18 protein-coding genes are annotated in these 22,331 nt (G+C 44.8%); 10 read left to right on the top strand and 8 right to left on the bottom strand.

Annotated features, from left to right (window positions below; genetic code table 11):
• The first annotated feature begins 16 nt into the window (after positions 1 to 16).
• Positions 17 to 1,225, top strand: coding sequence for an S-adenosylmethionine:tRNA ribosyltransferase-isomerase (locus tag CLV31_RS17280; protein WP_111394326.1), 1,209 nt, complete (start codon positions 17 to 19; stop codon positions 1,223 to 1,225).
• Here CLV31_RS17280 and CLV31_RS17275 read toward each other — a convergent pair.
• Complete coding sequence (locus CLV31_RS17275; protein WP_111394410.1) at positions 1,222 to 1,629, bottom strand: LytR/AlgR family response regulator transcription factor; 408 nt, start codon at positions 1,627 to 1,629, stop codon at positions 1,222 to 1,224. The two genes, CLV31_RS17280 and CLV31_RS17275, sit on opposite strands and share 4 nt — an antisense overlap.
• Positions 1,630 to 1,764: 135 nt before the next feature.
• Between CLV31_RS17275 and CLV31_RS17270 the strand changes: the two genes are divergently transcribed.
• Positions 1,765 to 3,309, top strand: coding sequence for a hypothetical protein (locus tag CLV31_RS17270; protein ID WP_146250922.1), 1,545 nt, complete (start codon positions 1,765 to 1,767; stop codon positions 3,307 to 3,309).
• Here the strand turns inward: CLV31_RS17270 and pgi are convergent, their stop codons facing one another.
• Positions 3,310 to 4,959: a glucose-6-phosphate isomerase gene (pgi, locus tag CLV31_RS17265; protein ID WP_111394324.1), complete on the bottom strand. Its 1,650-nt coding sequence runs from the start codon at positions 4,957 to 4,959 to the stop codon at positions 3,310 to 3,312.
• A gap of 165 nt (positions 4,960 to 5,124) precedes the next feature.
• Here pgi and CLV31_RS17260 point away from each other — a divergent pair, with 165 nt between their 5' ends.
• The 3 genes from CLV31_RS17260 to CLV31_RS17250 are packed head-to-tail and all read left to right on the top strand — an operon-like array spanning position 5,125 to position 7,445.
• On the top strand, positions 5,125 to 5,916 hold the full coding sequence (locus CLV31_RS17260) for a hypothetical protein (protein WP_111394323.1): 792 nt from the start codon (positions 5,125 to 5,127) through the stop codon (positions 5,914 to 5,916).
• A gap of 27 nt (positions 5,917 to 5,943) precedes the next feature.
• Positions 5,944 to 6,690 carry a hypothetical protein gene (locus CLV31_RS17255; protein WP_111394322.1) on the top strand — a complete coding sequence of 249 codons (747 nt, stop codon included), beginning with the start codon at positions 5,944 to 5,946 and terminating at the stop codon, positions 6,688 to 6,690.
• Between the two features lie 20 nt (positions 6,691 to 6,710).
• Complete coding sequence (locus CLV31_RS17250; protein WP_111394321.1) at positions 6,711 to 7,445, top strand: energy transducer TonB; 735 nt, start codon at positions 6,711 to 6,713, stop codon at positions 7,443 to 7,445.
• Between the two features lie 71 nt (positions 7,446 to 7,516).
• On the opposite strand, the gene CLV31_RS17245 is transcribed toward CLV31_RS17250, so the two are convergent.
• Genes CLV31_RS17245 through CLV31_RS17230 form a run of 4 tightly spaced genes read right to left on the bottom strand, consistent with a single transcriptional unit; the run spans position 7,517 to position 10,483 of the window.
• Positions 7,517 to 8,497: an MlaD family protein gene (locus tag CLV31_RS17245; protein WP_111394320.1), complete on the bottom strand. Its 981-nt coding sequence runs from the start codon at positions 8,495 to 8,497 to the stop codon at positions 7,517 to 7,519.
• On the bottom strand, positions 8,494 to 9,252 hold the full coding sequence (locus tag CLV31_RS17240) for an ABC transporter ATP-binding protein (protein ID WP_111394319.1): 759 nt from the start codon (positions 9,250 to 9,252) through the stop codon (positions 8,494 to 8,496). The genes CLV31_RS17245 and CLV31_RS17240 overlap by 4 nt, the downstream gene beginning before the upstream one ends.
• A 3-nt stretch (positions 9,253 to 9,255) precedes the next feature.
• Complete coding sequence (locus CLV31_RS17235; protein ID WP_111394318.1) at positions 9,256 to 10,053, bottom strand: MlaE family ABC transporter permease; 798 nt, start codon at positions 10,051 to 10,053, stop codon at positions 9,256 to 9,258.
• Between the two features lie 58 nt (positions 10,054 to 10,111).
• A complete protein-coding gene (locus CLV31_RS17230) occupies positions 10,112 to 10,483 on the bottom strand; it encodes a response regulator (protein ID WP_111394317.1) in 372 nt (123 codons plus the stop codon).
• A 403-nt stretch (positions 10,484 to 10,886) separates the two neighbouring features.
• On the opposite strand from CLV31_RS17230, the gene CLV31_RS17225 reads away from it, so the two are divergent.
• Both CLV31_RS17225 and CLV31_RS17220 read left to right on the top strand, forming a co-directional pair.
• Positions 10,887 to 12,260 carry a TIGR00341 family protein gene (locus CLV31_RS17225; RefSeq protein ID WP_111394316.1) on the top strand — a complete coding sequence of 458 codons (1,374 nt, stop codon included), beginning with the start codon at positions 10,887 to 10,889 and terminating at the stop codon, positions 12,258 to 12,260.
• 12 nt (positions 12,261 to 12,272) lie between these two features.
• A complete protein-coding gene (locus CLV31_RS17220; protein WP_111394315.1) occupies positions 12,273 to 12,725 on the top strand; it encodes a YciI family protein in 453 nt (150 codons plus the stop codon).
• Positions 12,726 to 12,833: 108 nt separating this feature from the next.
• Here the strand turns inward: CLV31_RS17220 and CLV31_RS17215 are convergent, their stop codons facing one another.
• Both CLV31_RS17215 and CLV31_RS17210 read right to left on the bottom strand, forming a co-directional pair.
• Positions 12,834 to 15,671 (bottom strand): PD-(D/E)XK nuclease family protein, encoded by a 2,838-nt coding sequence (locus CLV31_RS17215; RefSeq protein ID WP_111394314.1) that lies wholly within the window; start codon positions 15,669 to 15,671, stop codon positions 12,834 to 12,836.
• Positions 15,668 to 18,907, bottom strand: a complete 3,240-nt coding sequence (locus CLV31_RS17210) for a UvrD-helicase domain-containing protein (RefSeq protein ID WP_111394313.1) — start codon at positions 18,905 to 18,907, stop codon at positions 15,668 to 15,670. The genes CLV31_RS17215 and CLV31_RS17210 overlap by 4 nt, the downstream gene beginning before the upstream one ends.
• A gap of 156 nt (positions 18,908 to 19,063) precedes the next feature.
• On the opposite strand from CLV31_RS17210, the gene CLV31_RS17205 reads away from it, so the two are divergent.
• From CLV31_RS17205 to CLV31_RS17195, 3 genes are all read left to right on the top strand, one after another.
• On the top strand, positions 19,064 to 21,223 hold the full coding sequence (locus CLV31_RS17205; RefSeq protein WP_111394312.1) for an alpha-glucuronidase family glycosyl hydrolase: 2,160 nt from the start codon (positions 19,064 to 19,066) through the stop codon (positions 21,221 to 21,223).
• A gap of 160 nt (positions 21,224 to 21,383) precedes the next feature.
• Entirely contained in the window at positions 21,384 to 21,656 is a 273-nt protein-coding gene (locus CLV31_RS17200) for a DUF6364 family protein (protein ID WP_111394311.1), read from the top strand.
• The gene (locus CLV31_RS17195) at positions 21,640 to 22,053 is read left to right on the top strand and encodes a type II toxin-antitoxin system VapC family toxin (protein WP_111394310.1); all 414 of its coding nucleotides are present in this window, start codon (positions 21,640 to 21,642) and stop codon (positions 22,051 to 22,053) included. The genes CLV31_RS17200 and CLV31_RS17195 overlap by 17 nt, the downstream gene beginning before the upstream one ends.
• Positions 22,054 to 22,331: the final 278 nt, after the last annotated feature.

Here is a 22,331-nt window from a genome sequence, read left to right as displayed (position 1 = left end):
CGAATCAGCCTATCTCATGGAAATTCCAAAGATCGACCTAAAAGACTTCGAATATACACTTCCCGAAGAGCGAATTGCCAAGTTCCCTCTGGAAAAACGGGATGCCTCCCAACTCCTTCACTATCAAAACGGGAAAATTGACCATTATCACTTTTTCGATCTCCCAGAGCTTTTGCCTGGCAATACGCTATTGGTGTATAACAATACCAAGGTAATTCCTGCGCGATTGATTTTCCAGCGGGAAACCGGGGCAAAAATCGAAATCTTCCTGCTTCAACCTGTGGCTCCCACTACGGTCATACCTGAAATCATGTTGGCAAAGCATCCTGTCACTTGGGAAACCATGATCGGGAATGCCAAAAAATGGAAGGATGGAGAAGTCCTGAAAGGAAGAATAGCAGTGAATGGCAGAGAAGTCATCCTTTCTGCCCGAATTGTAAATCGTGAAAATAAGCAGGTCGAATTTACTTGGGAAAACTATGAGATCGCTTTTGTGGATTTGGTAGAAGCCAGTGGAGAAGTACCCCTCCCTCCCTATCTCAACCGCAAACCAACAGCAAATGATAAATCAAGATATCAGACCGTCTATTCCAAAAAAGAAGGCGCCGTAGCAGCCCCTACGGCCGGTTTGCATTTCACGGAAGAAGTATTCGCAAAACTTCGGACTAAAGGTATTGAGGAAGCAGAGGTCACTCTTCATGTCAGCGCGGGCACCTTCCAGCCGATCAAAGTAGCGAATGTACTTGAGCACCCCATGCATAGCGAGCAGATGGAAATCAAGCGGGAAACGGTCGAAAAACTCCTTTCCCATTCCGGAAAAATCGTCGCTGTGGGAACCACTTCTGTAAGGACCTTGGAGAGTCTATACTGGTATGGCGTGAAGTTGATCGAAAGAAAAGGAAGTGATTTCCAAATCGAAAAGCTTTACCCTTATGCAAGCCATCACCATGTTCCTTCTCGGGAGCAATCACTCCAGGCCATTATTGAAGAAATGAATATCCGAGCCACGGATACGATTATGGGGACGACGGAGATTTTTATTTTTCCGGGATACCGATTTCAACTGGTGGACGGCTTGATCACCAACTTCCATCAGCCGGGATCCACCTTAATCTTACTTATATCCGCGATATTAGGGGGCAAATGGAGAAATGTTTACCAAGAGGCACTTGATAAAAACTATAGATTCTTGAGCTACGGGGACAGCAGTTTACTCTGGATTTAATCCCCGAGGTTGCCTACCTTCTGAATCCCGCTGATGAGCTGATGGTAGTAAGTCCGGCCGACTGGCACCAAGTCATTTCCCACTTTAACTTCTTTGGGATTGATGGAGACGATTTCCGAAATCTGGACGATGTAGCTTTTGTGAATTCTCAAAAATTGATCGGTTGGCAAAACCGATTCAAATTCCTTTAGGATGTTTCTCACAGAGAAAACAGCCGTCTTGGTAATTAATGTGGTGTAGTTTCCATCTCCTTTAAGCCAGAGGATATCTTCGTACTTTACCTTGATAAGATTTCCCTCGTGACGGACAAAAACAGCATCTTTAACCAATAATTTGGATTCGTGGTGGAAAATTTTCTTTTCCCCATTCCCATTCCTTTTTATACCCTCTAACAGTTCTTTCATACCCAGGAATATTTTGTTAATCCAACTTTTAGCGGGGTGATATTGTTTACAAATAGTTTCTTCAAATTTCACAAAAAGGTGAATCCGACTTATTTTGGCTCAAATAATGTTGTTTTTAGAGTTTACTATTCCATCATGAGGTCAAAATTATTTTTTCTTGGCGTGTTTGTTTTTCTCCAATTCTGCAAAGAAGATGAAAAACCAAAAGAGGATATCTCTCGGATGACTATTACCGGTTTGGAGCTTGCTACTACGCCGACACCGGGAGGAAGATTGCAGGCGTCTACTACTTGGACACATAGTTATCCCTCAGAAATTGCGATGGTTTTCAGGGAAATTCAATCCGGGAAAACTCACGAATTGCGCATCAATCCCAACGAATTCACCACTCCTTATTCGACAGAACTTCCCTATGGATCCTACACTTATGAGGGCAAAAGTGCGGAATCGAATACCGGGTCAGCTTTTCTTCCCATTACACTGAAAGGAGAGTTTCAAATAAGTACACCTACCTCCAGTCTGATCGCTAAAGCTTTTGCTTCCCATGGCTTGCTGACATTTTCGAAAAGAAATCTGGCGAATCCGCCAAATTTAACCGGATCGACTGGATCTACTTTTTTTGAAAAATCAGGCTTCTATTACAGCTATGTACCGGGCAGTGGGATTTCGAAAGTCGAAATGACATTCACATCCGGCAAAAAAATTCGAATTCCGGTCAGTCCCCTTCCGTTTACTCATAATCAATTCCAATTCAGATTGGCGGGTGACAGTGATCCGGATACCTTTCTTCCCAAGGACTTTTCCATCAACCAGCGAAACTTTACCCTTTCCGCTCAAGGATATCCTACCGAACTCATCTCCTACGCACAGGTAGAACTGCCCTCCAGTCAACGGGAAACATCCGGTTTGGCTTGGATTCAGGGAAAGCTTTTCTCCATCAATGACGGTGGCAACCCGGCTGAAATCTATGAACTCAATCCCCAAACTGGAGCGGTGAACCGAACGATTCGGGTCGAGGGAACCTCCAACGAAGACTGGGAAGACTTGGCCACGAGCTCGACACATTTGTTTATTGGAGATTTTGGAAATAATGCAGGGAACAGAACTAACCTCCGTATCCTGAAAATCTCCATCCAGGCTCTCCTTTCTCAAAATTCGGTCCATGCGGACCTGATCGAATTTTCCTATCCGGATCAGGTTCAATTCAACCCCGGGGTCAATGCTCACAATTTTGATTGTGAAGCCATGGCCTTTGCCAATGGACAGCTTCATCTGTTTTCGAAAAACTGGCAGGATAACCGGACCAAGCATTACACTTTGCCCGAATCTCCCGGAAAATATGTGGCAAACCTCGTGGGAAATGTAGATACCCAAGGCCTCATCACCGCAGCGGATATCAGCGCTGACGGCAAAAATCTGGTTCTTCTTGGCTATGAAAACAGCGGAATATTGTCCCGTTCGTTTATTTGGACATTTCCTTCCTTTGGCGGAGCAAATATCGGCAGCACTGAAGGGTTCCGGTTTTTTCTGGGAAGTCCCGCCAACCTTGGACAAACGGAGGGAATTGTTTTCATGAATAGTCCGGAAACAAAAATTTCGGGAGAAGGCATCAGCCTTGGCGGCGTGAATGTTCCCCCGAAATTATTCGAGTTGGACCTTCATGGGATTTTTATTCCCTGATCAGCCTTTTCTCATAGTTTTATAAGCATTGATCAGCCCGTTGGTGGAGCTGTCATGAGATTTCACCTCTTCCTCACCGGACAGTTCCGGAAGAATTCCGTTGGCCAATACTTTCCCAAGTTCCACACCCCATTGGTCAAAGCTGAAAATATTCCAAATCACTCCCTGAACGAAAATCTTGTGCTCATACATGGCGATCAATTGTCCCAAGGTATATGGTGTGATCTTTTTCACCAGAATGGAGTTGGTAAGACGATTTCCTTCAAATACACGATGAGGAGCGATTTTCTCGATTTCATCTGCCGACTTTCCGGCCTTTTCCATCTCTGCCTTGACTTCTTCCAGAGACTTTCCTTTCATCAGGGCTTCGGTCTGCGCAAAGAAATTGGACAGCAGCTTCTGATGGTGGTCTCCGATAGGATTATGAGAAATGGCAGGAGCAATAAAGTCACAAGGAATCAAGTGCGTACCTTGATGGATCAATTGATAAAATGCATGTTGCCCGTTGGTGCCGGGTTCGCCCCAGATGATCGGTCCGGTAGTATAGTTGACCTTTTGACCATCGCGTGTCACATACTTACCGTTGCTTTCCATATTTCCCTGTTGAAAGTAAGCAGCAAAGCGGTGCAGGTATTGATCATACGGCAAAATCGCCTCAGAAGCAGCGCCGAGGAAATTGGTATTCCAAATCCCAATCATGGCTAAGACCACAGGAATGTTGCGCTCAAACACCGAATGTCTGAAATGCTCATCCATGGAATAAGCACCGGAGAGGAGCTTTTCAAAATTTTCGAACCCAATCACGCAGGCAATAGGAAGACCAATGGCAGACCATAAGGAATACCTTCCGCCTACCCAATCCCAAAACTGGAACATATTAGCTGTATCAATCCCGAAAGAGGCGACTGCTTTGGTATTGGTAGAAAGAGCCACAAAGTGCTTTGCAACCGCAGATTCATCTTTTGCCTGATCCAAAAACCACGATCTCGCGGTATGGGCATTGGTCATGGTTTCCTGGGTGGTGAAAGTCTTGGATGCAATAAAGAACAAGGTGGTCTCCGGATCGACTTTCTTAAGCGTTTCGGAGATATGTGTCCCGTCCACATTGGATACAAAGAAGATCTCCAGGTTAGGGTTTTGAAAAGGCTTGAGGGCTTCGGTGACCATTACCGGACCGAGATCTGATCCTCCTATACCGATATTGATCAATGACTTGATCGGTTTACCAGTGTAGCCAAGCCAGGTTTGGCCATGAATCTGGTCAGCAAAAGCCTTCATTTGTGCCAAAACGGCATTGACTTCAGGCATCACATTTTTACCCTCTACATTGACGGGATGGTTGGATCGATTTCTGAGGGCTGTGTGAAGAACGGCTCTGTTTTCAGTCTGATTGATCGGGCTGCCGCCAAACATCTGCTCAATTGCTTCGTGGAGGTCTGCCTCCCTGGCAAGGTCCATCAGGGCTGAAAAAATTTCCCCATTGATTCGGTTTTTGGAAAAATCCACCAACACGTCTTCGTGCAGTAAACTGTAACGCTCAAATCGCTCAGGCTTTTCAAAAAGATGTGGGATGGAAAGGGATTTGTATTTTTCAGAAAGATCAACCAATCTACCCCAAGCTGGAGTAGTGGTGGGATTTTTTGCATTCATGGGAAATAGGTAAGGTTTGGGCAAAAATAAGATTAATCCCCGTCTTTAGAACCCTGACCCAGAGAAATGGACCATCTAAGAAATGGCAAGAATAAAAGACTTGGTTGATTCCTTGCAAAACTCTAGGCTCTGACATATTTTACACATCGATTTAGTTGATTCGCAGTGATTCGAGTTTGTTTTTATCTCATTATACTTTTCACCATTGGGAGTGGTTCATTTAGTGCATCAGGGCAGTCCATTCGTCCAATTCCTCTCAACAAGCACTATTTCGAAATCCCGGAAGAAGATTCCCTAAATCAGGTATTTTACAAACTGGTCTCCTTCACGGCTGATTCGACTAAAATTGAGCGGGTATTTACTCGGAATAATCAGATCAACCGAATTACCAGGACCTCTCCTCTTGTCGATGAATATCAAGAACAGACGATAGAACAATTTGATGCTGACGGTCAATTAAAGTCTAAAACCACCGCCAACCTGGCTAACAGTAAATTTATTACGAGTTATTTCACTAATGGAGAACAGGTAGCTCAGGTGATGTATCGGGGAGAACACAAATACTCGATCTTTCGACCCGGATATGAAAGTCCAAGACAAACCCTGGAAAATGATTTTGAACCTAGGCCCAATGAAAAAAAGAGCGATTTCGGCTTTTTTCTGAGAGAACGTACTAAATTTTCAAAAAATGAATGGCCTAGCATCCGGCATCATGTGGTTATTGGCGTACTTGTGGACGAATTTGGAACGGTTAAAGAGGTTGTTTGGGCAAATCCTTTGGGAGCTGAAAAGCGGGTGGCAGATAAATTTTTGAAAGCCCTTCAAGCTTGGAAAAAGGGATTTCTGCCGGCAATGGATGAGTGGGGAAATCCGGTAGAGGCCTGGACTTATTATCATTATAGAGCAGGTGGAAGGATAGAAAGTGCACAACTGATCATCAACTTCAATAGGCCCTAACCACCGGGCCTTTATTTGACTAACCATATGAAATTCAACGCGATTTTTATGCTGTTTTTTTTCACTTTACCGTGGAAGGAAAATATCCTGAAAGCTCAGCAGCAGGTGATCCGACTCAACCGGCATTACTATGAAATCGCACCGAATGATTCAGTCCATCACTCGTTCAACAAACTGATATCCTATACTCCTGACTCTACCCAAATCCAGCGGATTTTCTCGCTGAACAATAAAATCAACCGCATCATCCGCACTGCAAAACCCAAGGAGGAATTTCAGGAACAAATCACCGAACACTACGATCCCATGGGGAAAATTCAGTGGAAGAAAACCCTGAATCTGGTCAACGGGAAATTTCTGACCACTTACTTTTTTGATCAACAGCAGGTAGGTCAGGTGCTTTACGAAGGAGGCAATAACTATCTAATCATCCGATCGGGAGAGGAAGAGCCCATGATGACTTATGAAAATGATTTTGAACCCTTTTTGATCAATTCCAAGGAAGAGTGGAGGAATTATTTGAGTAATCACCTCGGCATTAAGCCTTCCGAAATGCCCGCCAATAATCAAAAAATAATTGTGGCTCTCTATGTAACTGAATCCGGAGAAGTCTCAGAAGTGGAATGGGCAAATCCCCTGGATGCCGAAAAAAAATACGCGGACCGCTTTCTGGAATTGGTAAAGAACTGGGATTGGAAATTCTTGCCTGCCCAAAATGCTTTTGGAATTCCTGAAGGCAAATGGATCACGATCCCATTTAATCTTGGACAATAAACAAATCTAATCGTTATAACATGAAACAACTCTCTTTTCTTCTTCCGTTTTTGCTTTTTGCCTTGGGCACGCTCGCGCAAAAAACCACCCCGCTCAACCGGCACTTTTATGAAATCTCAAAAAAAGATTTGGACAATAAGGTATATACCATGACTGAATCAAAGACTCCCTCGGGAGACCTGTTTTATCTAGTATTTGATGACCAAAACAGACGGATCCGACAAATCAAAGTCAGCTACAATGCTGAGGAAAAATTTAATCAGGAAGTCACCGATACCTACGATACGCTGGGCAATCTGATCAGTCAAACGCTTCTCAACTTGGACAATAAAAAATCCCTGACCCTATATTTTGACCAAGGAGTCAAAAAAGGCCAAGTCATCAAGCATGATTACAAACACTTTGAGATTTGGAGAGCGAATAAGGAAGAAACTTACGAGCTCCACTATGATGACTTTATGCCCGGATATGAATTGGAGGCTTGGGTTGATTTTTTAGCAAAAAACCTAGCCTACCCCCTCGCACCGAGAAGAGCCGGGATTTCTGGAACTGTTTTCTTGGCCCTGTTGATTTCGGAGACTGGGGAGCTTTTGGAATATGAGGTAGCCAATGAAGCCACAATGGACAAAAATCTAGTCAAAGAAGGACTGAGAATGGTCGAGAAGTTTAAGGGCTCCTACATACCAGCTTTAGATCATCAAGGTCGGCCTGTGAAGGCTTGGCTCTATTTGCCCATCCGTTTTAGTCTTGGATGACCCTTCTGCCAAATCAAAAAAGCCAAAGCTGAAAAATTCAACTTTGGCTTTTTTGATGGTGAGGTTTAGGATTAATTTCCGCCTGCCTTTTCTTCCGCTTTTGCCTTTCGCTTGAATCCCTTATTGAAGGGCCAGGTATACTCCAGTGCTTCCATGCCTTTGTTCAGATTGAAAGTCGCTGAGTCTGTGTTTTCCAAGGTACTTTTCAAAGACTTGGCAAACTCCGGATCATTCAACAACATTCCCAAGGAATTATCGGGAGAATTGAGTTTTTCAGTGATAGTCTGAAACTCTTTGGTCAACAATTCGGTATTGGCACTGGTCGCTTTGAGATTTTCCATGGTAGCTCTCAGGTCTGGGACAATGGACTGATCGGTCACCAAATCATTGAGCATATTCCCCTCCTGATTGAGCTTAGCGGTAAATGAGTTCAAATCTGCAACCATCTTATTACTGTTGACTGAAGCCCTTTCCAGGTTGGCCAAGATGGAACGGAAATTTTTGGCCAGAGTCGAGTCCGTCATCACCGCACCAACAATTCCTTCTCCTGCAGCCAATTTTCCGGTAAGCAGCTTAAGGTCATTGGTGATGTCGACCAGATTTTTATTGTTTTCCTGAAGGGTCTCCATCATCTTATCCGTATCCAAAGGCATCACCGCTTCCAGTCGATCTCCTTCTTCCACCACAGGATAATCCGTACTTCCTCCGTAGATCACGATGATTTTATTGCCGATCAGACCATCTGAACTGATGGTCGCTTTGGAGTTTTTCCGAATAAATTCGGAAACGGATTTCTCTACATTCATTTCCACCTCTACTTGAGAATCCCCGTAGAAATTGATTTTCCGGACCGTACCGATTTTCACTCCCGAAAACCAGATGTTATTTCCTGTTTGCAAGCCTCCGATATCATCAAATACCGCTTTAAGATGGATCGCCTTTACAAATTTTTTCTGCTGTCCTCCCAGGGTCAGAATGCCGACAACCAGTATGGCAATTCCCAGAAAAACAAAAATGCCTACTAAGACAGATCGTTTATTTTCTCCTCTCATGAGTTGATAAAATTATAATCGTAAAATGATTTGATTCGCTCATCGACAGCTCTGGGAAAAACTTCCTCAAAAGTGCCCATTGCTTTGAATTTTCCGTCAAGAAGTACCGCCATGCGGTCACCGGTTTGCTTGGCACATGCCAGATCGTGTGTGATGACAATGGAAGTGGTCTTATACCGCTCTCGCACTTCATTGATCAGATTGTTGATATCCACACAGGTGATCGGATCCAATCCCGCAGTCGGTTCATCGTAAAGCATGATCTCCGGATTGAGCACCAAAGTCCTTGCCACACCGATCCGCTTTTTTTGTCCTCCGGAAAGTTCTGAAGGCATCTGATTGATGGATTGTGGTAGGCCTACCGCTTCCAGAAGCTCTTCGATACGCATCGAAATTTCCTTTTTGGTCAGATTCTTCACATTTCGCACCAAAGGAAACTCCATATTTTCCCGAACGGTCATGGAATCGTACAGGGCGGAATTTTGAAAAGAAAAACCAATTTTGAGTCTTAGCGCATTCAGTTCCTTCAATGGAAGCTTTGAAACTTCCTTTCCCAAAACCTGCATGGTACCACTATCCTGCCTGAGCAGTCCAACCATGATTTTGATCAAAACAGATTTCCCTGTTCCTGACCGGCCCAGGACCACAAGGTTTTCCTCCCTATGCAAATCCAAATCCACCCCTTCCAAAACATCCAAGTCTCCAAAGGATTTGTATAAATCTCTTACTACAACTACTTTTTCCCGATTGTCCATGATTTACAAGCCTCTGATTGCGTTGACGATCTGGAGTGCTAACAACTCCTCAATAAAAATCAAGAACATGGAAATAACGACCGCAGAATTGGCCGCACGTCCCACCCCTTCCGTTCCTTTGGAAGAATGGTACCCTTTGTAACATCCCACTATGCCGATGGTAAATCCAAACACCAGGGATTTGATGACGGAAGAAAACACATCCAAAAACGTAATGGCATCAAACACCTGGACAAAGAAGGTGGATAGACTGACCAGCTCTTTGCCGTTGACGTTGATAAATGAACCGATCAGCGCCACAAAGTCGGTATACATCACCAAAATCGGAATCATGAAGGTCGTAGCCAACACCCGGGTGACCACCAAAAACTTGAAAGGATTTGTAGCCGAAACCTCCATGGCATCGATTTGCTCGGTTACTTTCATAGACCCGATTTCCGCGCCAATACTTGAACCTACTTTGCCGGCGGCAATGAGTGCGGTAACCAGGGGTCCCATGGCTCTGACTATCGCTATTGCAATCAGGGCAGGCAACCAGGAGGTAGCCCCAAACTCAGACAAGGAGGGTCGGGATTGATTGGTAAATACAATCCCCACAATAAAGCCTGTAAGAGAAATGAGGGGCAATGATTCCACCCCAATTCGGTAGCACTGATGGATCACCTCCTTGAATTCATAAGGGGGCAAAAACACTTCCTGAAAAAAGCGCCTGACAAAATTCCAGGCATCTGCCAAACCCGTAAAAAACTTATCTATTTTTTTCGAAAGCAGGGGCTTTCGATCATCTGCTTCTCCTGCCATAATTTAATTCGGATGTTCGAAAATACGTTTTTTTATTTTAATGAGATTCGAAAATGACTTAAGGGGCCAGTATTTGGATAAGATTGGTATCTGAAATGGGTTTTTCGAAAAACCCCGAAATTCTGGAATCATTTTGTGCCCGCAATCGATCGGAAGCCATAATCGAACCTGTCAACACAAAAAGCTTGCCTTTGAATCCCAAGCGATCCAATTCCTCAACAAAATCCCAACCATCCATGGTATCCAAGTTGAGATCAGTAATGACAATATCTACCGAATGGTTCCTCAAAAAGGTGAGGACCTTTTCCGCAGATTCAAAAAAATGAAGCTGAACCTCCGAGGTGATCAACTGGATTTTTTTTCGAATGAGGATATGCTGGATTTTATCATCATCCAGGACTACTAGCTGCCTTTGAGAAAAGTGATTCATGAGTAAAAATACGGAATCTACTAAGATGGAGGTTTGAGATTGAACCCATCAAATAAACGAAAGAAATACGACATGAAGATTTTTCATTTTTTTATATCGAAAGAGGCGCTCATCAATTTCAACCGGGGGTATTCTTGGGAATTTTATTTTTTAGATTAATCTAAATTATTTAGCTTAATCAAATTTAGTTTCATTTAAACTCTATTTAACACATTAAAATTCAATTATTTAACCCTAAAAATAGCAAGTAAAGATTGATATTTAAATCCACATCTTTTTTCCTTTGAATGAAGAAAACTCACGCTGAAGAAGCCGAGGAAATGAGTGCTTTACTTTGATACTTTTTCCCATAGATTTCAACTATCAAGTCGAATTTGATTAATCTTTCACTTATTTTGATCCTATGGAAAACAACAAACCTAGTCAGCTGCGACGTGGCAAACTGATCAGGATGCTACTCTATCTCCGCCATCGGTTTGACTTGGAGGAAGGAAAAGAGGACGAGCTGGAGACCATTGATTACATCTCAAAAAATGTCGAATTCCGAGGGGCTAATCTTTGGATTTTGATTTTCGCAATCTTTGTAGCCTCGGTAGGACTAAACGTAAACAGCACCGCTGTCATCATTGGTGCCATGCTTATTTCTCCACTTATGGGCCCCATCATGGGTATCGGTTTGGCCGCAGGGATCAATGATTTTGACCTTCTCAAACGCTCATTTCGAAACCTCGCTGTAGCAGTCTTTATTTCCATTTTGACCTCGACGATTTATTTTTACATCACCCCTATTCACGACGCACAATCCGAACTTTTGGCCCGTACTGAGCCGACCGTCTGGGATGTATTGATCGCGCTGTTTGGAGGCTTAGCTGGTATCGTTGCTGGCTCAAGAAAAGAGAAAAGCAATGCGATACCGGGAGTAGCGATTGCCACTGCGCTCATGCCCCCACTCTGCACGGCGGGTTATGGCTTGGCGACCGGCAACTTACTTTATTTTATCGGAGCGTTTTACCTGTTCTTCATCAATTCGGTCTTCATCAGTTTATCGACCTACCTGATCGTGCGCTTTATGAAGTATCCCAAAAAGCAGTTTTTGGACAGAAAAAGAGAAAAGCGGGTACAGACTTATATCACAATTTTCACCCTTTTGACCATCATCCCCAGTGTGTATTTGGCCTATGGATTGGTCAAGCAATCGCTTTGGAATCAACAGGCCCGGCAATTTGTCCGAGTGGAAATGCAGTTTCCAAAAACCCAGGTTTTAAACACCGAATTGACATATAACCGACAGGAACGAACCATTGAGGTAAGCCTGATCGGAGAACCAATCTCAGAAGAAGAAATCAATATTCTACAAAAGAAAGTATTCGAATTAGGACTTAAAGAAACTCAGCTGGTAATCAACCAAAGTGGAAGCTCTACCAACATGCAAGTCCTGAGAAATGACATCCTGAAGGATCTCTACGAGCGAAATGAAGAACTTCTACGAGATAAAGATGCACGGATAGCCCTTTTGGAAAACGAGCTTGCTGAGGATGCGAAAATTCGAAATCTCAGTGGAGAAGTAGCTCGGGAAGCCAAAATCAACCACCCTAACCTAATCAAATTCAGTCTTGGGCGATCGATTTTCACAGATTTGGAGAAAAAGAAACAAGATACCCTTCTGGCGGCGTATGCCTCCTTCAAATCCAAACCAGGATCAAGTGAAATAAAAAAATTGCATGATTGGCTCAAGGTGCGAACCAAAGCTGATACAGTTGCCTTAATTTTAGACTAAAACTCAGCTCAAATGAAAAAAGCTCTGATCACCCTGACCCTGATTTGTGGAGGAATAATCTCCTGCTTAGCCCAAAGCCAGTACGATGAAGCCCTTGCCAAAAAGCTCGGAGCTGACGAACGCGGAATGAAAAAATATGTGATGGCATTCCTCCTCAAAGGGGACCGAGTGGCGGAATATACCCCAGAACAAAGGCAGGAAATCCAGGCCGGACACATGGCCAACATCGGCAAAATGGCCGACATGGGTAAATTGATCGTGGCCGGACCTTTCTTCGGAAATGATGACCTCCGCGGCATTTACATCTTCGATGTGCAAACGCTGGAAGAAGCAAAAGCTCTAACAGAAACCGACCCCGCTATCCAAGCTGGAGTTCTCAAAATGGACCTGAAAGAGTGGTATGGTTCCGCTGCCTTGATGATGCTGCCGGAGCTGTATCCGAAGGTGACGAAACAGAGTTTTTAAGTTTGTAAATAGTGAGTTGTCAAGTAAAAAACCCACTTACTACTTACTTTTTACTACTAACAAAATCTGCTTTTCCTGCCTACTGAACACTGATCACAGCCCACTAAATCACCTCCCACAGATTTCCTTGTAAGCACAGAAGGTGCACTTTTTCTCATCTTCCGTCTGGTCAAAAGGAACCTCTGGGTTGAAAATCTCAGCCAATAATCCGCTTAATCCGCTTTCAAACTCGGCGGCAAAATCCCGGTAATCGGAGATTTCTTCTTTATCCATGATTAGAAATGGACTGAACTGAGGATTGTAGATTTCCTTGATATTGAAAATTCCCGGTTTCAAAGGAAGCTGATTAGCTCGGTGCTCGTATTGATAGAAGTAAGCATAAAGCAAGGTTTGCATGGCCGCCTTGTTTCGCTTGTTATCTTCCCGATCAAAAAGCGAAGCGATCGAACGCACAGTTTTGTTGTCTTTTCCTGTTTTGTAATCCAGCAATCGCACCACGCCGTCTTTGACGTCCATTCGGTCGATCACGCCTTTGAGTGCGATTTCTACCCTGCCATGGGCGGTTTCAACTGGTATTCCAGCTTGGTATTCTTCCTCCAAACCAATCACCCGGAAAGGGCCATTTTTTTGATCATAGCTGAGAATTTCCTTGACATACTTGATAAAAACCTCCCGGGCGATCACCAACTGCCCGCTCAGCTCAAACTCCTCTCCTGCTTCCTTTTTGTAAAACTTGCGAATGGCCTTATCCACTGCCTCGGGCACCTGAGGCAGCAAGCGATCAATGGTATGCGAATCAATATCCCGATGGGACTTACCCTTTTCCACCTCATAAAGGAACTCCAATGCACTGTGCAAAAGCGTTCCAAACGTCATCGGATCGATCTCCGACACCACTTCCTCCTTTTCCTTCAAACCCGCCACATAGCGGAAATAGAATCTCAAGCGACAATCCAAATACATGGAAAGCGCTGAGGCGGAAAATCCTTTCGCATCAGGATCTTTCTCCTCTTTCTTGAAATAGCCGGAAAGCCGCTGCAAAATCTCTGGCGTCTTTTCCAAGGTGATCTCCTTACCGGGAGTCAATTGCACGGGAATCATCACGGTCTCAGGTTTGGCGACATGAAGCTCCGCCTGCATCTGCTGCACAAATCGACTTACCTCGTTCGCTTTCCCCTGATCAGCTGCTGTGGTGTAAATCAAGTGAACCTCTTCTGCCCGATGCAAGAGACGGTAAAAAGTATAGGCATATATCGCGTCATTCTGCTCCTGAACAGGCAAACCAAAAGCTCGGCGAAGGTTAAACGGAATCATCGAATTAATTCCTCCTCCCGGAGGAAAGCTGCCCTCGTTCACATCACAGATGATCACACGGCGGAAGTCCAAGTTTCTAGACTCCAACACGCCCATGATCTGCAGACCTTGAAGCGGTTCTCCTTCGAATGGCAATTTCAACTCCCTAAAAATCTGCCGAAACAACTTCAGCACAAAGTCCATCTTCAATCCCTTGTCCTGGTTAGTTCGGAAAACTTCCTTCAAGCGATTTAGCTGTTTGAAAGCTTGATACAAATAGCTGCGCTGAATGACATCTTCTTTCAGTTCCTGCGCGAGGTATTGGATGATTTCTCCCAAATAATCAAAAAGATCCTGTGGCTCGACCTTTCGGAAGACCAGTTGAAACAAGGTACCTTCTTTGGCCAAAACTTCTACTGGCACATCCAAGAGATTATCCAGCTTGATCTTTTCTGAGATTTCCTTAGCAAATCCCGCATCTGAGGCTTTCAGGTAAGAAAATGAAAGCAAGTCAATCACCGGCTTGTGATAAAAGAACACATGTCCACCTTTCCACTTCGCATAACGCTGCAAGTCCAAGACCGCATCCAAAAAGGCATAGATCGGCGCATTTCGAATGGGATAACCCATGGTCACGTTGAGTTTGGAAATCGTCTCAGGAAGCGTATGAAGTACCGGAAAAAGTAATTGCTCATCAGGCAGGATGATCACCGTTTCTTCCAAGGCTTCCTCGGTACCCACTTTTTCCAAAAGTTTCCCGACCAAATTGGCCTGATTGGTTTTCAGCGGAATGGCATGTGTATGGATTGCAGCGGCTTTTTGACTGATTTCACCAGGGATTTCCTCCGGGAAAGTCTTTCCCAACACGGGATCTTTTTGGTAATCCCTGAAAAACAAACCCGCTTCCTGGAGTCGATCATGCAAGTAATAGGCATCCACATCCCAGTAAATCTCCGCCCCAAATTCCTTCACAAAATGCTTGATCAGCTTTTCCTCGGTCAGGGTAAAGGCATTAAAACCCACAAAGACCATATGCTTCTCAGGCTTTGTGATAAGGTCTGTATTTTCCGCTACCTGCCTGTACAATTGACCGGAATAGGCTAAACCCGCCGTGCGAAGTCTAGCCTGAAAGCCCTCATAGAGCTGGGCCAAAATCTGCCAAAATCTCAGGAATCGCTCTTGCTCGGATGCATTCTGCCGCTCAAAAGCCTTCCAAAACTGCGAAATCAGCTCTTTTTGCTCCTCAGAGAGGTAACTTAAATCAGATTCGAATTCTTTGATTTCGGCCAGATTGGTGTAAACGGTCTTCGCAGGAGCCAAAAACTGATCGAGGTCGTTGAAGTCTTTCAGGATCAATTCACCCCAGAAATAAAAGCGATCAAAGTCCTCCGGCTCAGTTTGAATCTGACGGTACAGCTCGTACAATTCAAAGATCAATGTCAGCTCATCCGCAGGTGTATTCCCCGCCAATCGGTAAAACAGTTGCTCGATCGTGATCACCTCCGGCATCCAAACCGGCTCATCGATCAACTCTCCCATGTATCGGGTGAAAAAAAAACCCGCACGTCGATTGGGAAGGACGATAGTGATTTCCTTCAGGTCTCGACCCGACTTGAGGATCTTTTGGGCGGTTTCTTTCAAAAATGGGTTCATACTTCCAAAATTTCAGTGGGTTCGAGATAGCACAAATAGCCTTTGACCGGGAGTTGACTGAGTTTGGCGACCAAGCCTATGTATTCCTTGACTTGGCTTAGATGGGTTTCCCGCTTTTCTCCGGTTTTAAAATCGATGACCAAGGCTTGATCTTTTCCGATCAGGATTCGGTCTGGACGCTTTTGTGCTCCTCCGGGAAGCAAAATTCCCTGTTCGGAAAGCGACTGGTAGGCAGGACCAAACCAATCCTGAATCTGATCCAGTGCAAACAGCATTTCCAACTGCAACTTAACTTCCTCAGCCGTGGCCTCATCCCATCGCCCTTCGAAAGTAAACTCACGAAGCAATCGCAAGGCGTCCTCCAAGCTTTGGGAATCAGCCAAAAGCTCATGAATAATCACACCCAGCTTTCGCTGATTTCTGGCCTGCAGACCGTCCTCGGAAAAGTCCCAGGCATATTTCCGAGTTTTGAGCTTTTCCTTCCAGTCCAAAATCTCCCATCGCAAACCCAAAGGTGCTTTCGGCTTTTGATTTTTTGGAGGAATTTTTCTCCCCCACTCTCCCCAATCGAAGGTCAGCATTTCAGAATTCCAACCTTGATCGGATGGATCGGGTATATGAAACCCAGTGGAAAAGAGCGTGTAAAGTACATTTCCGGTTTGGTTGAGCTTAACGCCTTCTTTACTTCTCGTAAAATCCGAAAAGCCCCAAATCACTTCCTCCGCACGGGTAAATGCCACATATAGCATATTAAGCGAGTCGAGGTAGGCCAAACGTACCTCATCTTCATAAAAAGAGGCAAAATTGGAATTCTTCAAAAGACTTTGATGGGTAAGCGGCACCACAGTGGTAGGATTTTCTATGGGATAAGGCGCCCAAATCACGGGCGCCTGCTGTCCGCTTGATACAATTCCCCAGTCCAAAAACGGCATGATCACCACTTTGTACTGCAAGCCTTTGGACTTGTGAATCGTCAGGATGCGCATGGCATCGTGATCCTCGGGGATTTTCACCGTTCGTTTGCCCTTATTGAGCTCCCACCAATCGAGGAAACCCATCAGATTCGCTCGATTCTTCTTCACGAAATCAAACACCGCCTCCTTGAATCCGGAGACATAAGCCAAATCCTGCTGCTTTTCGGTCAAACCCAAAAAGGCCAAGCCTTCCTCCATCAGTTCCACCAAAGGAAGCTGAAGAAGCCTGTTTTCCATCGAAAGCAGTTGAGTCTCCTTTTCCATCAGTGCATTTGGCAGGCTATGCTGATAAAAAAGCGAATGGCTGAGCTCGACCTCATAAAGCAGGGCGTAATAATGCCAAAGGGTCTTCAGGGCGACTTTGTCCGAGGGATTATTGAGGTAGGTAAAAAAAGCCAAAAGGCATTTGACGGCAATGGATTTGTCGATAAAAAGAGACTCTTCTGAAAGCACATCAAAGCGATATCCCGAATCAGGATTTTCCCGATGGTAATTCATCAGGTAATCGGCAATTTCAGCTCCCTGAGCATTTTTTCGCACCAAAAAAGCAATGTCGCTTAATCCATAGCCCTGATCCTGCAGCTGCATCACCAAGCCGGGCAGTTTGGCCAAAACGGTTTCGTCCGCTTCATCTTCCTCTGTTTCTTCTTCCTCGGACGAACTTCTAGAGTTGCTTTTCTCGGTAAACTCCAGGTGAATTTTTCCCTGAAACTCGAGGTCTTTTTTCTTCTGAGGCACCTTCTGAGAGACTTCGAGAAAGGCATCATTCAGCAGATTTTGAGAATCCACTGCGAAATAGTCCTGCATACCGGATTGCATCAAGGCCGGCAATTGCTCAAAAAGTGCATTATTGAACTCGATGATTCCTGGAAGGCTTCGGAAGTTGGTTTTAAGATCTTTAACATCAATCAAATCCTCCCGGATCTGCCGCTGAACTTCATTCAAAAGCAGCTCCAATTTCCCGCCTCGCCAGCGATAGATGGATTGCTTTACATCGCCCACGAGCAGGTTGGTATTTCCGGAGGCTAGGGAGTTTTCAAGCAAAGGTCGAAAGCTGGACCACTGAAAATCGGAGGTATCCTGAAACTCATCGATCAGAAAGTGACGGTACTGATTGCCGATTTTCTCATAGATAAAAGGCGCCTCGTTACCTTCCGTGATTTGCTTGAGAAAGTCATTGACATCCGAAATCAGGAGAATACTCTCCTCATCTTTCAGGTCCCGAAGCTCCAAAATCAAATCTCGGAAAACCCCAAAAGCATTCAGATTACGCTGCAAAGCGGAGAGCGTATTCCAGTGAAGGACTTTTTCTGGCCAAGAAAAAAGAATGGCAATCAAACCGCCTTCAGCTGCAGAAATGATGTTGGCGGCATTTTTTGCTCCTTTGGAAAACCAATTAGTAGAATCCGGCAAATCCCGAAGCATCACTTCTGTGAGTTCGGGAAAAGGAAATTTTGGATCTCCCAATCGGGAAAATCGCAACGCAAAACTTCTCGATCCCCCTTTGAAATCAGTCCATTCTAGTCCGAACTGCACCCGAATCGACTCCGATTTTACTTTCATTTCTTCTGCCTCGGCGATCAGTTTTCGACGCTCAGTATGCAATTGTTTTCGGAATTCTCCCAAAAACCCTTCCTGAGCCACACTTTCCTGGAAAAGTGCCCGAAAGGCCTTAAACCGCTCCTGAAAAATCTCCCGACCCAAACCTTTGATGCCGTTTCGGATATCCCAGGTTTTTCCATCTTCGATCTGTTCCTCGGCATAGCCGATCAGCCAAGCTCGGAGATTTTTATCCTGAGCCACCTTCTCCACGATCCGATCCACCAATCGCTCCAAGACCGCATCGGTATCCATCTCCAAATCAAACTTTGCCTGCAAATCCATTTCTCTTGCAAATGATCGGATGACTTTTTGGAAAAATGAATCAATCGTACTGACCGAAAAATAGCCGTAACCATGAAGAATACTCAAAAGAGTCTCTCGAGCTCTGGTTTGGAGTTGCTTTTCATCCAGATTCAGATGCTTCATCAGTTCCTGATCCAAAAACTCAGCAGGTTTCACATGCTGACTCATGCGCTCGAGCACTTCCAAAATCCGCTCTTTCATCTCGGCCGTGGCCTTATTGGTAAAAGTCACCGCCAAAATCTGCTTAAAGCCTGACCTTGGATTTTGCAGGGCCAACTTGAGGTACTCCAGCGTGAGCGTGTAGGTCTTACCCGAGCCTGCCGAGGATTTGTAGATGATGAAGGGTTTCTGGTTCATGTGTCAAAAAGTAACAGGTCGAAGATAGGAAAGCAGGACCTTTTTCCTACAGCCAAAAAATCACTTTGACGATTATTGTCAGGAATCGACTGCGTAAAACCAATTGGAATTCCATGGCTTTTTGGCCATTTTCAACCCCTCGAAACTAATAAACCCATGAAGAAATACCTGATTCTAGCGCTCTTGCTAATTTTTTCGTTTCCCAATTTTGCCAAGGATGGCTACGAACTTTGGCTCGACTACCGACCGATCGAAAATTCAATTATGCGCTCGGAAGCAGATCGACTTTTCTCTGGCATCTTTTTTTTCGGGAAAAATCCTACCTACGAGGCCATCCAAAAAGAGCTTCAACTCGCTGCTCCCAAAATGACCGGAAAAGCGCCTATTTTCTCCAACGAGCGACTGAACCAAACCCAGGTTTGGCTTGGAACGCGGGAAGAACTGGCACAGGTTTTTGGACTTCAGGATCAGGTCACGATCCGAAATCTGGGCGAAGATGGTTACTGGATGGGGCCGGTGGTTTTTCAGGGAAAAACCTACTTTACAATCGTTGGGAATCGGCCTGTAGGTGTGCTTTATGGAGTTTTTGAATGGCTCAAAAGCCTGCAAAACGGAAGTTTTGACTTGAATAAAGTAAAAATGGAAAGTCCAAAAATCCAGCTTCGCATGCTCAACCATTGGGATAATCTGGACCGAACGGTAGAGCGAGGCTATGCAGGCTTTTCGATTTGGGACTGGCACCGGCTGCCTGTCTACATCGATCCTCGCTACATTGACTATGCCCGTGCCAATGCGAGTATCGGCATCAATGCGGTTTCCCTTACCAATGTAAATGCCAATGCAAGGATTTTGACTACAGACTTTATGAAAAAGGCCAAAGTGCTGGCCGATATCTTCCGACCGTATGGCATCAAAGTTTTTCTAACGGCCCGTTTCTCCGCTCCCATCGAAATCGGAGGACTCAAAACTGCCGATCCGCTCGATCCGGAGGTGATTGCTTTTTGGAAAAAGAAGACCGACGAAATGTATCAACACATTCCCGACTTTGGGGGATACCTCGTCAAAGCCAATTCCGAAGGACAGCCCGGGCCGCATGAATACAAGCGAACGCATGCCGAAGGTGCCAATATGCTTGCCGATGCTTTGGCCCCGCATGGAGGAGTGTTGATCTGGAGGGCTTTTGTCTATTCTCACGAAATTGACGAAGACAGGCACAAGCAAGCCAATCTGGAATTTGAACCTTTGGATGGAAAATTTCGTGAGAATGTGATCATTCAGGTCAAAAATGGTGCGATTGACTTCCAGCCAAGGGAACCTTTCCACCCACTTTTTGGGGCAGTGAAGCAAACCAATCTGGGAGTTGAGTTTCAAATCACCCAGGAATATCTCGGTCAGGCCACCCAGCTTGTTTACCTGTCTCCAATGTGGAAGGAAGTGCTGCAAAGCAAAACCTACCGTCCTACACCCACCTCTACCGTGGCTGGAATTGTGGACGGTTCGGACTCCGGCCAAAAGCTCACCCTCATGGCCGGCGTGTCCAATATCGGCACCGACCGCAATTGGACAGGGCATCTCTTTGGCCAAGCCAACTGGTATGCTTTTGGGCGGTTGGCTTGGGATCCTTACTTGAGTTCGGAGCAGATCGCTGAGGAATGGACCAAGCTAACCTTTGGTCAAAATCCCGAAAATCTGGTCAACATCAAGGAAATTATGCTCAATTCCCACGAAGCAGCTGTCAACTACATGACTCCGCTTGGCTTGCATCACATCATGGGATGGGATCATCACTACGGCCCTGGACCTTGGGTGACCGGAGGAAGAGCGGATTGGACTGCGCTTTATTATCACCGAGCAGATAGCATAGGAATCGGTTTTGACCGCACTGCTACAGGAAGCAAAGCTTTGGAACAATACGCGCCGGAGATCATCAGAGCTTGGTCTGACTCGGAACAGATTCCTGAGAAATACCTGCTTTGGTTTCATCATCTGCCCTGGGACTACACCATGAAATCCGGAAAAACACTTTGGGAAGAAATCGGGATTCACTATGATCATGGGGTAAAAAGTGCCAGAACTATGAAAGCTACTTGGGAAAGCCTCAATGGTGCGATCGATCCAGAGCAATTTTCTCATGTGAGTCAACTTCTTGGAATCCAAGTTCAAGAAGCCGAATGGTGGAGAAATGCCTGTCTGCTGTATTTTCAATCCATATCCAAAAGACCATTTCCAAGCGAAATCGAACAGCCCGAGGGAGATCTGGAGTATTACAAAAGCCTGAGATTTCCCACTGCGCCGGGGATAAGACCGAGGTGGTAGAAGAAAAAATCCTGCTTCGGGCAAAGCAGGATAACAAAATCTGAGGTAGTGCATTTCAACCGAAGGCTGTATTTCTATTTTATTACAACCCTATTTCTGGTTTTGGAATGATATCATTTCCAGTCATTTATACGTACATTAGGGCAATCATACGCATACGATGAAAAAGAAGCTCAACATCACCATCGAGGAAAAGCTGCTGGAAAAAATCAAAGCCTACGCCGAGTCCAAAGACCGAAGCGTGTCGGATTTGGTGCAGGAGCATTTTGAGACCCTTCTAAAGCCGCGTCCGCCTTTGCCCAATGGGATGACGTTGGTGGAGTACATGAAGTCACTGCCGAAATCCAAGGTCGAATTTCCTGAAGGAATAGATTGGAAAGAGGAGTACTACCGTGCCAAAGCCAAAAAATGGGGCTATGAAGATCTTCTTTGATGTAAATGTGATCTTGGATTTCTTTCTGGAAAGAAGCCCCGACCAAGATCGATTAAATGAATTTTTCCTAAAACTTGAAGAGAGAAAGATTCATGGCTTTATCTCGATTTCAGTGCTCCAAACTTGCTGTTATTACCTCGAGCTTGCAAAAGGTTTGGAAGTGACTAAAGAAATTGCAGGTGTAATTGCTAAAAGATTTGACTTTTTGGAAGGCTCAAAATATGAGGTACTTAGTGCCATTGAATCTGATTTTGATGACTTAGAGGATGCTATTCACTACTTTATCGCTATCAATTCTGAAATGGAAGGAATTGTAACAAATGATCAGAAATTTTTAAGGCACTCCAAGCCTCAACTTCCAATTTTGACACCCATTCAGTTTTTGGAAAGGCTTTAGAAAAAAAATCCTGCTTCTGGAGAAGCAGGATAACAAAATCTGAGGTGTGTATTTCAGCCGAAGGCTGTATTTCTATTGAATTTCGACCGTATTTCTACGCTAATTTTTATTCACTACTGTCCGAGAAACGGTTTTAAAATTTAGGGTAAGCTTCTGAGCAGAAGCCTACCCTTTTTGCTGTATTTTAGGTTTACCACAACTTCAAATTACAGCGGATGAAAAATACACATTTCTTCGGACAGCCGATTTTTTCTCAACTTCTTTCTTTGATCGATAAG

The organism is Algoriphagus aquaeductus, assembly GCF_003253485.1.
Lineage (GTDB): Bacteria > Bacteroidota > Bacteroidia > Cytophagales > Cyclobacteriaceae > Algoriphagus > Algoriphagus aquaeductus.
The sequence above is the reverse complement of the archived record's forward strand: the minus strand, read 5'-3'. Positions and strand labels throughout refer to the sequence as shown.